Here is a 13,916-nt window from a genome sequence, read left to right as displayed (position 1 = left end):
GCCTCCTCCCTCAGCCCCGCCGCTTCCGGAAATCGTGCATAAACGCCGCCAGCGCCCGGCAAGCCTCCACCGGCACGCCGTTATAGATCGATGCCCGGATCCCGCCGACGCTCCGATGACCCGCGAGTCCTGCGAAGCCTTCGGCTTGCGCCTCCTGCACGAACGCCTTCTCAAGCGACTCGTCCGGCAGCCTCCATGTCGCGTTCATTGCCGAGCGGTCAGGCTTCTCCACGATGCCGCCGTAAAATCCGCCGCTCCCGTCGATCGCCTCGTAGAGCAAGGCCGCCTTTTCCGCGCTTCGCGCCTCCATCGCCGCGACACCGCCCTGCCGCTTCGTCCACTCCAGCATCAGCTTCATCATGTAAATGCTGTGCACCGGCGGCGTGTTGTACAGCGAATTGTTGCTCGCATAGGTTGCATATCGGAAAATCGCAGGTACCTTCGCCTTCGCCGATGCCGCCAGCAGGTCCTCGCGAATGACGACAGCCGTGACGCCGGCGGGTCCCAGATTCTTCTGCGCGCCTGCGTAGAACAATGCAAACCGCTTCCAGTCGATCTCCCGGCTCAACATGTCGCTCGTCATGTCGCCGATCAGCGGAATGCCGCCCGTGTCCGGAAATGTCTTGAACTGCGAGCCTTCGATCGTATTGTTCGTCGTCACGTGAACATAGGCGGTATTTTCCTCGGTCAGACCCGTCAAAGCCGCTTCCAGGTTCGGCAACCTCGCCCATCCCGTCTCCTTGCCGCTCGCCAGCACCTCCGCTGCTCCGACCGTTAGCGCCTCCTCATACGCTTTTTCCGAAAAGCTGCCCGACAGCACGTAACGCCCGGCCTTGCCCGCCTCTAACAAATTCATCGCCAGCAAAGCGAACTGTGCGCTCGCTCCGCCCGACATGAACAGCACGCGATAACCCGCATCGCCGAGGCCGATCAGCTCAAGCAGCAGCCGCTCCGTCTCCGCGATCATCCCTTCCACCGGCTTGCTGCGGTGCGACATTTCCATCAGCGACATGCCCTGTCCCGCAAACTCGATAAAGCTGTCCCGTCCCTGCTCCAGCACCTCGAGCGGCAGCGCCGCCGGTCCCGGATTGAAGTTGTACGTCCGATCCATTTCCCATCGCCTCTTTCCCAAGATTGTCGTTTGAAAACGCAAAGACGCCCCTCGTCCGAATTGGGACGAGGAGCGTCAGCTCGCGGTGCCACCCAACTTGACGAACCGGCGCGCAGGGCGCGATTCGTCCTCTTGGTTCCGCGGTAACGGGCGGGGCCGGTAAACTTAGGATACGGCGGTATCTCGCGATACCAGACCGCTCTTGACGGGAACGCCTCCGAGTTGGATGCTCTTCACGGGCATGATTCCGATCTGCGATTGTTTGCTTATTCTAACGGAGGGCCGACGGGATTGTCAACAGGCCGATCCCTCCCCCATGTTTCCGAACGAAGCCGAATCGAAAAACACCAGCTCTCTGTCGCTTCCGAACTTGCCCGCATACCTGGCTTGCTCGAGCATGATCGCTTCGGGGCTCATGCCCGGCGTATAAATGCCGATCGCGATGCGGCTTAGCGCCGACTCCCGGACGGCCTGGACGATATGCTCGTCCCCGTCGAAGGAGAGGCCGAATACCGTGAGCCCGCCGGACTGGCGCTTCAGGCTGTCGTAGCAGAACGAGAGGTACTCGTTTTCCAAAATGCGCGACATCTTGTGGCGGCTCAGCCCCTCCGACACGAACAGCGGCACTGCGTCCCCGCTCCGGTACAGCTGGTCGAGCGTGCGCGGCAGCGTGAGATGGCGGCTCTCGGCCACGATCTTGCGCGTGAGCTTGTCCTCCGTGTACAGGTGCAGCGCGCCGTGCAGGAAATGGAGCGGAGTGCGCTCCGCGTATTTCTCCGGCACCTCGGACGAGAAGACGCAGTCGAAGAAATAATCCTTGAAGGAAGACGGCGAGGTCATGATGGCCCAATACGGAATCAGGTCGTACGAGGTGGTGAAAATGGCGGCGAACCGGGCAAGCGACACGCCCAGCTCGGCGAGCCTGCCGTGTCTGCGGCCTTCCGCGGCCGGCGCGCCGGCGGGCGTGTCGATGTCCGTCTTCTCGGGATGCACCTGCTGAACGACCCGGACGAGCGCATGGCGGATGTCCGCGTACAGGCCCGGCAGTCTGCCGCTGTCGTTGCCGACGAGCCCGTTCAGGCTGATCGCCTGGTTGATCTCGCGCAGCGCCAGCTCGAAGTTGGTCGTGCCGAGCGCCCCGAAGATCGCGGACACCGTCTCCTCCATAAACGGCGCCGCGGCTTGATAGAGCGAGCCGTAGCTGAATCGCGGCGAATAGGAGATCGACAGCCCGTTGCCCGCCAGCAGCGCGTCTGTATGCGCTTCCTGAATATCCCGATAAGCATATATCTCGTAGCGAAAAGACATATGGCGCCTCCCCTGGCATCCTCGGAATCTGGGTGCCCGGCATGCCGGGCTTTGATTCGAGTATACCAGACAGGGAAGCGCCATGCCTTCCGGACGGCCTTCTATTCCCTCACTCCGGCCGTTCCAGCGAAAACGCTTCGCCCAGCTTCGCGTACGCATTGCCGGCCAGCCGGCTGACCGGCTGCAGCAGCTGCGCGTCGATTCTGCCCCCGCTGAGCAGCTCGTCGGCGACGTGGAAGCGGATGACGCGTCCGATCAGCAGGTCGCAGGCCGGCGCGTCGGCCGTTCCGCCCAGCGGATAGGCGTGCTCGAGCACGCATTCCATGCGGATCTTCGCCTCGGCGAGACCCGGCACGGGCACGGCGCTGCTCGGCACAGCCGTGAAGCCCGCGAAGCCGAGCTCGCTCTCCTCCGGCGGCAAATTCGCCGCTGCGAGGTTCGCGGCGCCTACGTTCGACTCGTCGGTGACGTGAACGACGAAGCTGCCGGTCGCCACTGCGTTGCGCGCGCTGTCCTTTTGAACGCCGCCCTTGCGCTGGACCGAGATCGACACCATCGGCGGATTCGCGGTCACGATATTGAAGTAGCTGAACGGCGCCGCGTTCACGACGCCGTCGGCGGACATCGTGGTCATCAAAGCGATCGGACGCGGCACGATGCTGCCGATCATGAGCTTGTAGTTGTCCCGTTCGGTCTGGGCCGACGGATCGATCTCGATCATGTTTGCTCTCTCCCCTCGTCGCGGCCGTCGTACGCGGCCCGCGCGGCATCGGATCATTATGTCCGGTCTGCATCCAGTACGCGCACCTCGATCGGCGGCAGCACGGCCTCAAGCTCCGCGCGTCTCGGCTCGAACCATTCCGGCAGCATCAGCCGCTCGCCGAGTTCCTCGGCCTGCTCGTCGCGGGCGAAGCCGGGCGGATCGGTCGCGATCTCGAACAGAATGCCCCCGCTCTCGCGGAAGTAGATGGCATTGAAGTACTGCCGGTCGGTAAACGGCGTCGGCTGAAAGCCGTGCACAAGCGTCCGCTCGCGCCATACGCGGTGATCCTCGTCGTTCTTCGCGCGCCAGGCGATATGGTGCACCGTGCCGGAGCCGCCATGGCCGCCGGGGACGGCATCCTCGCGGACCTCGACGATGTTGCCCAGCTCGCCGTATGCGCGGAACCGGACGAGGCCGCCTTCGGCGCCGATCCGCTCGAGGCCGAGCAGTCCTTGCAGCGTCTCCATCGTCTTGTCCGGCGCCTGGCTGAAGAGGACGGCGCCGCCGAGGCCCTTGATCGCCTTGTCGGCCGGCACGCCGCCGAACGACCACTTGCTCGGCTCGCCTCGCTCGCGTTCGACCAGCTCGAGCTGCAGCTCGTCGCGATCGCGGAATCGCAGAAATGTCTCTCCGAATCGCGTTGCCCGCTCATAGGCGATCCCCAGCTTCGTGAGGCGTCCTTCCCAGAAGGGGAGCGCGCCGACCGGCACCGCGAACGTCGACCAGCCCACCTGACCGCCGCCGATCACTCCTTTGCGACCGTGCTCGAACGGGAAAAACGTAATCGCCGTACCCGGACTCCCGCTCTCATTGCCGAAGTAGAGATGGTATACCTCCGGGCCGTCGAAGTTGTCCGTCTTTTTCACAAGCCTGAGCCCAAGTACGCCTGCGTAAAAATCCACGTTGTCCTGCGCGTTGCGAACGAATGCCGTGATGTGGTGAATGCCTGCGGTTTTCTGAGTCATCGCTATCGTCTCCTTCGCCTGTCGGCGATCCTGCATATCTTTAAGTTATTTATCTTTAATTTAAGATAAATATACAGCAACCTCCCCGCGATTGCAAGCGGGGATTTAGGCGAGCCGATCTTTATATCGCATCCAGGCCGGGATGCACGACGAATGACAGGTCGGCTCCCCGATCCGCGTCGTGTTCTCCCTCGTCCACGATGCCGAGCTGGCCGGCTTTGATGACGGCCTCGACCCTCGATTTGACCTTCAGCTTGTGAAAAAGGTCCGTCAGCGCGTACTCGAGCGACCGCTGGCTGATCAGGAGCGTTTGCGCGATTTCTTTGTTGCTCTTGCCCCTGGCGATCTCCGTCAGAATCTGCCGGTCCCTGTCGGACACGACCGTGCAAGCCTGAACCTGATCGCCGCGCGGCTCGGGCCGAGACTCGTTCGGGCGCCTGAGCTGCCTGAGCAATTCAAGCGGCAGTATGACCTCTCCCCGCGCCGCGCACCGGACCGCCGTCACGAGCTGCTCCCGGTTCACCGTCTTGGGCAGGAAGCCGGAGAGCCCCGATTCGACCATCACGTTAAAATGGTTTTTGAAATCGAAGCCCGTGTAGATGAGGATCGTCGCGTCCGGCCGGACGCCGAGCATGCGCTTCGAGAGCTCGAGCCCGTTCATGTCGGGCATCTGCAGATCGACGAGGATCACGTCAAACCGGAGCCGCTCCAGCAGCTCGATCGCCGCGGCGGCCGTATTCGCGAAGCGTACGCGGATGTCTCCTTCCTGCTCGAGCAGCAGCTTCGTGCCTTCCATGACCGAGGGATGGTCGTCTACCGTCAGCACTTCTATCATGTGAAAACCTCCCGTCGCAGTCCGGCCTAGACGGCAGCCGGTATGCGGATGCTGATGGAGAGCCCGTCGTTCGGGGCCGAGCAGAAGACAATCTGGCCGCTCATGCTGTGCACGCGCTCCTTCATGCCGTATACGCCCATGCTTGTGAACGCGCTCTCCGCTTTCTTGATGTCCATGCCGACGCCGTTGTCTTCATAGTGCAATTGAATCGAGCTTGCGGACGCCGCAAGCGAGATCTTCACCAGCGTCGCCCGCGAATGCTTGGACGCGTTCGCCAGCAGCTCCTGCACGACGCGGTAGATGCCGAGCATCTGATCCTCGCACAAAGCTTGCCCGATATCGCCGAGGTGGTAGTCGATCGTATAATCGGCGCGCAGCTGCGTCAGCTCGAACAGCGACGCGAGCGAAGAAGCCAGCCCGGCTTCCTTCAGCATCGGCGGACGCAGATCGATGCATGTCATGCGGATCTGATACATGACGTCGAGCATTCCCTCCGCGATTGCCTGAAGCTTGCCCCGCATATCCGGATCCAGCGTCGGATCCGCGATCATCTGCTCCGCCTTGCGGTACCAGACGATCTGCTCCTGCAGCACCGAGTCGTGCAGCTCCTGGGCGAACCGCTTGCGCTCGTGCTCGTTCAGCTTGAACAGCAGCCGGAGCAGCCGGGACGGCACGGCAGCCTGCGTCGATGCCATCTCCACCTCCCGGGTCAAATCCTCGATCACCAGAAAATTGTCATACAGCACGCTCGCATAGCGGCAGATCGTCTCGAGCCAAATGCGGACCTGCTCAAGCCGAAGCGGCTCGGGGCGCTCTCCCACGCATAGCACGTAGGCCGACCTGCGAATGTCCCCGATCCGGATGAGGTAGCCCTCCGGCCGATCGACGACACGACACAGCGGCAGGTCGGCGCTCCACTCCCGGGACGCTCTCGCCAGCCAGCGAGGAATTCGGGCTCCTGCGCGCAGGACGCTGCGACGGTCGGGACGAACCTCCAGCAGCGTGACCGCCTCGGTCATCAGCACCTCCCGCACAACCTCGACGAGACGTCCCTCCATCTCGGACACTTTGACCATGCCGAACATGGCGCTTGAGAAACCGTCCAGGCTATTTTGCAGGCGCATGTACAGCTTCCCGGTCTCACGGACCAGACGCTCGGTCTCCAGCCGGAGAAGCTCCGCTTGCTTGCGTTCGGTAATGTCGCGCAGGATCGAGATCGCCGCGATCTCTCCCTTATACCGCACGGGCCCCGAGATGGCCTCCACGTCCACGAACGAACCGTCCACCCTCACAAGCCGCTGTTCGGTGGGCGCGTTCGTGCTTGCGTCGCGGTATACGCCGGACAATCGCGCCAGCGTCTGGTCCAGACTGTCGGGATGGATCATTCCGAAGATTCTGGCCTCCGTCAGTTCCTCCTTCGCTCCGAACAACGCCTTCGCCGCCGGATTGGCGTATATGACCCGATAATCGCGATGTAAAATGATGGCGTCCGGGCTCTGGTCGATCAATCGAAGATCCATTTCATCGCCGGCGGCCGTGGCCCTCATATCTGCATCGGCTCGCGAGGCGTCCGCCGAAGAAGCGAGCGCGGCAAGCTTGGCCTCGGTAACGTCGCGAATGACCGCGTTAATCAATCGGCGTCCCGCGGCGTCCGAAGAAAAGGCGACGCAGACGTTCAGCCAGCGCAGCTCCCCGTCAGCGCGATAGATGCGGCACTCCAAGTCGTTCGCCCCCGCGCCCGCGAGGTCGAGCGCCAGAAACACGGCATAATCGTCCGGGTGTACAATTGGCTGCCACGCGCGCATGTCTTGCAGTTGTTCCTTGGCATACCCCGTAACCGACAGCACGGAATCGGATAAACAGTCACATCGCCCCGTCTCTGCCTCGTACGAACACATCGCCACGCCTACCGAATCCATGATGCGGCGCATCTTGATTCGCTCAAGGTCCAGCGAAGCGGGAGGCATTTTTTTGTAGGACCGGTTTCTGTGGGCGGCTGACGCTCGCTGAGAGACGATAGGCGATTTTTTCACAAGCATTCCCTTCCTCGTTCGCCAATTTCAACATTCTAAAATAGGATGGCAAGTTATTAACTGGAAATACAAACCAAAGGGTATCAAACAAATTTCGACACCATTCTTTATATTTCGATATTTTCTCATCATTAGTTTAGTCCGAACCACTGAACATTTGCTTAAAATCGCAAAACAGGGAATTCCTTTTTTTCCCTCGGCTCCGAACACAGCCGTCCCAAGGTTGCCGTTCGAATGCCGACAGGCCATGAATGACGCGCAAAAAGGGCGATGCGGCGCCATTTTCCATGACGCGCACTGCCCTTTTTGCAAACGCTCGAATCCCGGCTTCCCGCCGCGATCAGTCCTTGCCCGTGACTTGAACGATCTTGTCGGCGATGCGCCCGAGCGGCACGACATGCTCCACGCAGCCTAGCTCGATCGCGGATCGCGGCATGCCGTACACGACGCAGCTCTCCTGCGACTCCGCGATCGTAGAGGCCGCCCCAAGCTCTTTGGCCAGCAGCATGCCCTTCGCGCCGTCCTGCCCCATGCCGGTCATGATGACAAAATGGCGCTTAAGCCTGGACAAGCGGGCTACCGATTCAAACAGCACGTCCACGGAAGGACGGTGGCCGCTTCGCAGCGGTTCCTCCGTGAGCTTGACGAGGTACGCGCCGTTTTTCTCCGCGATCGTCAGATGCCTGTCGCCGGGCGCGATGTAGACGCAGCCGCCTCGCAAAGCCTCCCCGTCCTCCGCCTCGGATACGCGCACCTCGCAAATGGCGTTCAGGCGCTCGGCGAGCGACTTGGTGAATCGCGGAGGCATATGCTGCACGACCAGCACCGGATAGGGGAATGCCGGCGGCAATGCCGTCAGAACGGCATCGAGCGCGCGCGGACCGCCGGTGGAGGTCCCGATCGCGACGATCTGGCCGAACGACTTGAAGCCCGGCGAATTCTCGCGGACGGCCCCGGCGACGCGCCTCGCGGCGGCATTCGTCTCCGACGGCGGCTTGAGCGCCGCCCTCTGCGTCTTGGAGGCGGCCTTGACCTTCGTGACCAGCTCCGTCCTCACCTTGTACAAATCAAAGGAGGTGGAGCCCGATGGCTTGCCGACAAAATCCACGGCGCCCCGCCGCAGCGCGTCGATGGTCGCGGCCGCCCCCTCCTGCGTCTGCGAGCTTAGCATGACGATCGGCGTCGGACGCGACCTCATAATGGCGGATACCGCGTCCAGGCCGTTCATGCCGGGCCTCTCGACATCCATCGTGATGACGTCCGGCTTCAGCTCCTGGGCCATGCGAACCGCTTCGGCACCGTTCGTCGCCACGCCCGGCACGGTCAAAGCCGGGTCCTCTTCGAGCAAGCGCTTGATCAGCTTGCGCATGAAGATCGAGTCGTCGACCACCAGCACCCGAATCGCAGCCATGGCGTCCCTCTCCTTTCATTCTCCGCCGAAGCGGTCCTTACGTCTTGCGGTAAAAAAAGGCGTCCGTCGTCTCGAGCCCGTAACGTTCAGGCTGGAATACCTGCTCGGTCCCCCCGATAAATAAGTACCCGCCTTTGTTCAGCGACTTGGCGAAATTCCTGAAAACGTTCTCCTTGGCGGCGTCCGTAAAATAAATAAGCACATTGCGGCACACGATAAGGTCGAAGCCCTGCTCGTACGGATCGGCGAGCAGATTGTGCTGCTTGAACGTGACGCTCCGCTTGATCTCCTCGGATACCGCGTACGTTTCACCCGTCACTTTGAAGTACCGGCTCAGGATCGGCTTCGGCACCTCCCGGACCGAGGAAGGCCCGTACAGGCCTTCCCGCGCCTTCTTGATCGCCGTCTTGTCGATGTCCGTCGCCAGAAGCTCGTATTCATGCCGCTTGAGCAAGCCGGAGAGCACGATCGACAGCGTGTACGGCTCGTCGCCGGTCGAGCAGGCCGCGCCCCAGCAGCGGAGCTTGCCGCGGCTCGCCGCCAGGTCGGGAATGATTTTTTTCTCCAGCGCCTCCCATCTCTTGGCGTTGCGGTAGAACTCGGAGACGTTAATCGTCATGCGGTCCAGAAACTCCTCGTACAGCTCCGCGTCCCGTTGCATGCTATCGAACAGATCGCAAAACGTACGGCAGCCCCGCCGGTCCCTGAACGTGGCGAGCCGCCTGCGCATCTGGTCCTCTTTATACTGCAGCAAATCAATGCCGGTCCTGCCCTTCAGCTTCGCGACGAACTGCGCAAAATCGAGATCGTCTGCCTTCGCCGTTGCCATCGTTCATTCCGCCTTTCTATTTGCCCGTCCGGAACATCGCGACCGAGGCATTGAGCTCGTCCGCGAGACTCGCGAGCGTCTGCGCGGTCGCCGCCGTCTCCTGGCTGCTGGCCGCCGCTTCTTCGGCCGCGGCGGAGATGCTCTCGATCGACGCCATCATGTCCGACGACTGCGCCGCCTGCTGCTCGCTCGCCGCCGCGATCTCGGCGACCCGTCCCGCCGACTCGCTCACCTTGGCGAGGATGTCGCCGAACGCTTCGCCCGTCCGCCGGGAGCCGGCCAGGCCGCCGGCCACGGCCTCGACGCTGCGCCGCGTGTTCGCCTGCATGCCCTTGACGATCTGCGCGATCTGCTTGGTCGCTTCTCCGCTTCGTTCGGCGAGCTTGCGCACCGCGTTCAGCGCGAGCAGATTGGTCTGCTCCGCAATATCGTCGATGACCGACACGATCTCGCCGACCTGCTCCGAATCCTGCGCCAGCCGGGAAATCTGCTCATTTACTTCGTTCATGCCCTGAATTGAAGCGTCGACGACACGACTGCCGTCCTGCGCGATCTCCATCGCCGCGTTGGACAGATCCGAGGCATGCTCCGCGCTTCTGGCGACCGAGCCGATCGCCTCCGACAGCTCCTTGAACAGCTCGTTCATCGTTTGCGCGGAATTCGCCTGACTGGAGCTGCCGCCTGCGATTTCTTCCGTGCTCGCGGATATTTGCTGCGTTGCCGAGGATACGTTTTCGGCGGAGAACTGAATGCGTCCGACCGTCACCCGCAGATCCTCGATCATGCGATTGATAGAAGCGGCCAGACTGCCCACTTCGTCCCGCGTATCGATGTCCGAGGTCTCTCTCAGGTCGCCTTGCGCCACGCGGCCGACCAGCTCGACCGTTTGGCGAAGCGGGCGGGAGATGTGCCGCGAGATATAGAAGCCGAGCGCCACGCTGAGCAGCAGGGCGGCCGCGATCACGGCGAACGTCGTCGTGCGGGACGACGCGTACATGCTGTCGCCGCTGTCGCTTGTTTGGCCCGCGATCTTGATATTCAGCGCGACAAGCTCCTTAAGTTTTTGGGATACCGCCTCGCCCCGGGGCTTCAACTCGCCCTGCAGCAGCGATTTGAATGCTTCGCGCTGCCCGCTGTTTGCCAGCTCCAGCACTTCCTGAAGCGTGGTTTGGTAAGCCTGCCAGGCAGCGTCGAACTGAGGGAGCAGCTCTTGTTCGGCAGCCGTCAGCTTTGTACCGCGATAGACGTCGACCTGGCGAGTGACCTCCGCCTTGGCTCCCATGATGACGTCTTCGTATTGCTTCTTTTTCTCGGCGGTATCGCCGAATGTACTGTAGTCGCGGATATTTACTCTGATCAGTTCGTGCTGCGACAGGGCGCCGGATAAATTTGCGATCGGGATCAGGTTGTTATTGTACAGATTGCCCAGCGCGCCGTTCATTTTGCCCAGCTGACTCAGCCCCATCGTTCCGGTAAAGACTAACAGTACGGCCATCAGCGCAAAGGCGATGCCCAGTTTGAAGGAGATTTTCAAGTGTCCGAACCATCTCATAGGTGTTCCCTCCGTTTATCGTTAACCTTTTATCGAGCCGTCGCCCTGCCGAACAAAGCCGATATCTCAAGAATTAAAGCCACGCTGCCGTCGCCCAGGATCGTCGCCCCGGCGATACCGTCCACCTTGCCGATGTAGGCGCCGAGCGACTTGATGACAATCTCCTGGTTGCCGATAAGCTCGTCCACCGTCAAGGCAAGGCGCTTCTCGGCCGAACCGATGATGACCAGCGGAATATGCTTCGGGCCGTCGTTATTCCCCGGGACGCCGAATCTGTCGCGAATATCCGCGACCGGAATGACCTGGTTGCGGATCAGCACGACGGGCTGGCCACGGACGGTTCGGATCTCTTCGGCAGAGACGCGCACGATCTCCGCGATATTGCTCATCGGGATAATCAACGTCTGGCCGTTGCACTTGACCTGCAGCCCCACGATGATCGCCAGCGTCAGCGGCAGCTTGATCTTGAACGACGTTCCGCGGCCCAGCTCCGAACGGATATCGATCATGCCGTTCAGTTTCTCGATATGGCTGGCCACGATGTCCATGCCGGCGCCGCGGCCGGAGACGTCGCTCACCCGCTGCGCCGTGGAGAACCCCGGGCGGAAGATCAGATCGATCGCCTCCCGTTCGCTCAGGGCGTCCGCTTCCTCCTGCGTAATAATTCCTTTGCCGACCGCGGAGGACCGCATCTTAGCCGGGTCGATGCCGGCGCCGTCGTCTTCGACGTAGATGACGACCTGATTGTCCTCGTGCGCGGCCCTGATGCGCAGGACGCCCTGACGGGGCTTGCCGGCCCGCTCCCGGATCTCGGGCAGCTCCAGGCCATGGTCGACGGCATTGCGGATCAGATGAATGAGCGGATCGGCAATCTCCTCGATGAGGGTGCGGTCCAGCTCCGTGTCCTGCCCTTCCATGACCAGCTCGAGCTCCTTGCCGAGATCCCGGGAGAGATCCCGGATCATCCGCGGGAATCGGCCCATCAGCTGCTCGATCGGCAGCATCCTCGCCTTCATGACGCTTTCCTGAAGATCGCCGATAATTCGCGACAGATGGTCCGCGATATGTCCGAGCTCGCCGACCGAATCGTCCTGGAAGCGACGACGCTGCGTGCGGGCGACCTGCTGGATGCGCGTCTGGTCGATGACAAGCTCGCCGACAAGGTTCATCAGATCGTCGAGCCGTTCGACGCTCACGCGGATCGTCTGCGCTTTGGACTTGACCGCCGCGGAAGGCTGCGGCGCGGACGGAGCCGCGGCGGGCTGCCGGATCGAGGGCTCGGCTGCCGCGGCCGTCTCGGCCGAGGTCGGGTCTTGTTCCGGCTCCGGCATCGTCTCCGTTGAAGCCTCCCCATCTCCGTGCGCGCGATAGTCCATCTCCGCCTCCTCGGGAAGCACAGGCTCTGCATCAACGCCCGCGACGTCGGCCAGATTGGCCGTCATGGCGGCCAGCTCGGACGACGCCTGCGTTCCCGCGTACAAATACGTCAACTCCGGGGCGTCCATGCCGCTCTCGCCGATGCTCTCGTAATCGGGCGAGGCCAGAAGCACTTCGCCCCACTCCGCGAGCATCGTCTGGATCACGTAGGCCCTCGCGCCCTGGATGAAACACTCCGGCGAGAGGCGGACGCGCACCCAGTGCAGGCGCAGCCCCTGCCCGATCGCGTTTTTCATATGAAGACGAATCGAGAGGGACAGCTCCGGCCGCTTGAAGCCGGAAGCGGAGACGGCAGCCCTGGTCGTCGCTCCGGAAGTCGTATGTCCGGCTTCCGGCTCCGCCGATGGCGTCGTCCCGCGGCCGGCTTCGCCCGCTTCCGAATCGAACCGCTCGAGCGCCTGCAAGCAGTCGGACACATCCACGGAGATGCAGTCCTGCGTCACGATGTCCTCCTTCATCAGCTTCAGGCTGTCGAGCGACCGGAACAGCAGGTCGATCAACGGCGGCGTGACCGTCCTTTCCTTGGAACGGACCAGATCGAGCAGATGCTCCATTCGGTGAGTAAGGCGCTTCATCTCCTCGAAGCCCATGGCCGCCGACGAGCCCTTCAGCGTATGCGCTGCGCGGAACAGGCTTTGGATCACCTCGCGGGACTCGCAATCCCGCTCCAGCTGCAGGATGACCTCGTCCATCAGTTGAAGCTGCTCGTCCAGCTCCTCCAGAAACACCTCTTTATATTCAGACAGCATGTCGGTATCCCCCTAGTCTTGAAGCAGAACTTCCTCCAGCTGCAGGATGCCGACCAACCCGCCGCTCGTCAGTCCGATCCCCGTGAAAAGCCGTCCGTCGAGTCCGCCGAAGCGTCCCTGCGGCGCCTGTATATCATTGAACGTCGTCACCTTGCTGACGCGGTCGACGATAATGCCGACCGTGTCCACGGCGTGGTTCACGACGACGATACGAGTCTGCTTCGTGTAGGGCTGTTCCTCCATCCCGAACAGGTCGCGCAGGCTCAGCACCGGCACGATCTTGCCCCGGAGATTGATGACCCCTTTGACGTACGGCATGACGCCCGGAATATGCGTGATGTCCTGCATCTTGATGATCTCGTGGATGTCCTGTATGCGAATGGCGTACTGCTCGCGTTCGATGCCGAACTCGACGTACTGTTCTTGCGCCGTCATGGCCGATGCTCCCCTCTATGTTGGCTTCCGCGAATCGCGGCGGCATGTCAGTCGATCTTGAAGACGGATGCGGACTCGTGCAGCCGTTCGGCGAGCTGCGCGAGCGACTGGGAGGTCGACGCGGTCTCCTCCGAAGCGGCCGCGGCCTCCTCGCTGGCGGCGGAGATGCTCTCGATCGAGCGTTTGACTTCGTCGGATTGCGCAGCCTGCTCTTCGCTGGCTGCCGCGATCTCCCCGACCTTGTCCTCCGTGGCGGACACCATCGACAGAATGCGCTCGAACGCTTCGCCCGTCTCCCGCGAATGGCTCACGCCTTCGGCGACCGCCTCGACGCTGCGCTCGGTATTGCGCTGCATCTCCTTGATGATCGCGGAGATCTGCTTGGTCGCTTCGCCGCTGCGCTCTGCGAGCTTGCGGTCCTCGGCGGCGCCGACGGCGAAGACGCGACCCCGGTCGCCGGCGCGGGCCGCCCCCATCGCCGCGCTCAG

The 13,916-nt window shown here is 62.3% G+C and carries 12 protein-coding genes; all 12 read right to left on the bottom strand.

Features of this window, described 5'->3' with window-relative positions:
* Window positions 1–10: 10 nt before the first annotated feature.
* Window positions 11–1,111 (bottom strand): 3-phosphoserine/phosphohydroxythreonine transaminase, encoded by a 1,101-nt coding sequence (serC, locus tag KVT38_RS13155; RefSeq protein WP_217594181.1) that lies wholly within the window; start codon window positions 1,109–1,111, stop codon window positions 11–13.
* Between the two features lie 294 nt (window positions 1,112–1,405).
* Complete coding sequence (locus tag KVT38_RS13150) at window positions 1,406–2,419, bottom strand: DUF4917 family protein (protein WP_217594180.1); 1,014 nt, start codon at window positions 2,417–2,419, stop codon at window positions 1,406–1,408.
* A 109-nt stretch (window positions 2,420–2,528) separates the two neighbouring features.
* Window positions 2,529–3,140 carry a flavin reductase family protein gene (locus tag KVT38_RS13145; RefSeq protein ID WP_217594179.1) on the bottom strand — a complete coding sequence of 204 codons (612 nt, stop codon included), beginning with the start codon at window positions 3,138–3,140 and terminating at the stop codon, window positions 2,529–2,531.
* 56 nt (window positions 3,141–3,196) lie between these two features.
* On the bottom strand, window positions 3,197–4,147 hold the full coding sequence (locus KVT38_RS13140) for a ring-cleaving dioxygenase (RefSeq protein WP_217594178.1): 951 nt from the start codon (window positions 4,145–4,147) through the stop codon (window positions 3,197–3,199).
* Between the two features lie 121 nt (window positions 4,148–4,268).
* On the bottom strand, window positions 4,269–4,982 hold the full coding sequence (locus KVT38_RS13135) for a response regulator (RefSeq protein WP_217594177.1): 714 nt from the start codon (window positions 4,980–4,982) through the stop codon (window positions 4,269–4,271).
* Window positions 4,983–5,008: 26 nt separating this feature from the next.
* Complete coding sequence (locus KVT38_RS13130; protein WP_217594176.1) at window positions 5,009–7,015, bottom strand: PAS domain-containing sensor histidine kinase; 2,007 nt, start codon at window positions 7,013–7,015, stop codon at window positions 5,009–5,011.
* 340 nt (window positions 7,016–7,355) lie between these two features.
* On the bottom strand, window positions 7,356–8,426 hold the full coding sequence (locus KVT38_RS13125; RefSeq protein ID WP_217594175.1) for a protein-glutamate methylesterase/protein-glutamine glutaminase: 1,071 nt from the start codon (window positions 8,424–8,426) through the stop codon (window positions 7,356–7,358).
* A 37-nt stretch (window positions 8,427–8,463) separates the two neighbouring features.
* Window positions 8,464–9,255: a CheR family methyltransferase gene (locus tag KVT38_RS13120; protein ID WP_217594174.1), complete on the bottom strand. Its 792-nt coding sequence runs from the start codon at window positions 9,253–9,255 to the stop codon at window positions 8,464–8,466.
* A gap of 16 nt (window positions 9,256–9,271) precedes the next feature.
* On the bottom strand, window positions 9,272–10,807 hold the full coding sequence (locus tag KVT38_RS13115) for a methyl-accepting chemotaxis protein (RefSeq protein ID WP_217594173.1): 1,536 nt from the start codon (window positions 10,805–10,807) through the stop codon (window positions 9,272–9,274).
* Between the two features lie 29 nt (window positions 10,808–10,836).
* A complete protein-coding gene (locus tag KVT38_RS13110) occupies window positions 10,837–12,993 on the bottom strand; it encodes a chemotaxis protein CheA (RefSeq protein WP_217594172.1) in 2,157 nt (718 codons plus the stop codon).
* 12 nt (window positions 12,994–13,005) lie between these two features.
* Window positions 13,006–13,428, bottom strand: coding sequence for a chemotaxis protein CheW (locus KVT38_RS13105; RefSeq protein ID WP_217594171.1), 423 nt, complete (start codon window positions 13,426–13,428; stop codon window positions 13,006–13,008).
* 47 nt (window positions 13,429–13,475) lie between these two features.
* The coding region (locus tag KVT38_RS13100; protein WP_254639200.1) for a methyl-accepting chemotaxis protein at window positions 13,476–13,916 on the bottom strand (441 nt) is incomplete at its 5' end.

Origin of the sequence: Cohnella sp. GbtcB17 (genome assembly GCF_019091135.1) — a bacterium.
In the GTDB taxonomy this organism is placed as follows: domain Bacteria; phylum Bacillota; class Bacilli; order Paenibacillales; family Paenibacillaceae; genus Cohnella.
Note: the sequence above shows the minus strand (reverse complement) of the source record. Positions and strands in the feature narration are given on the sequence as shown.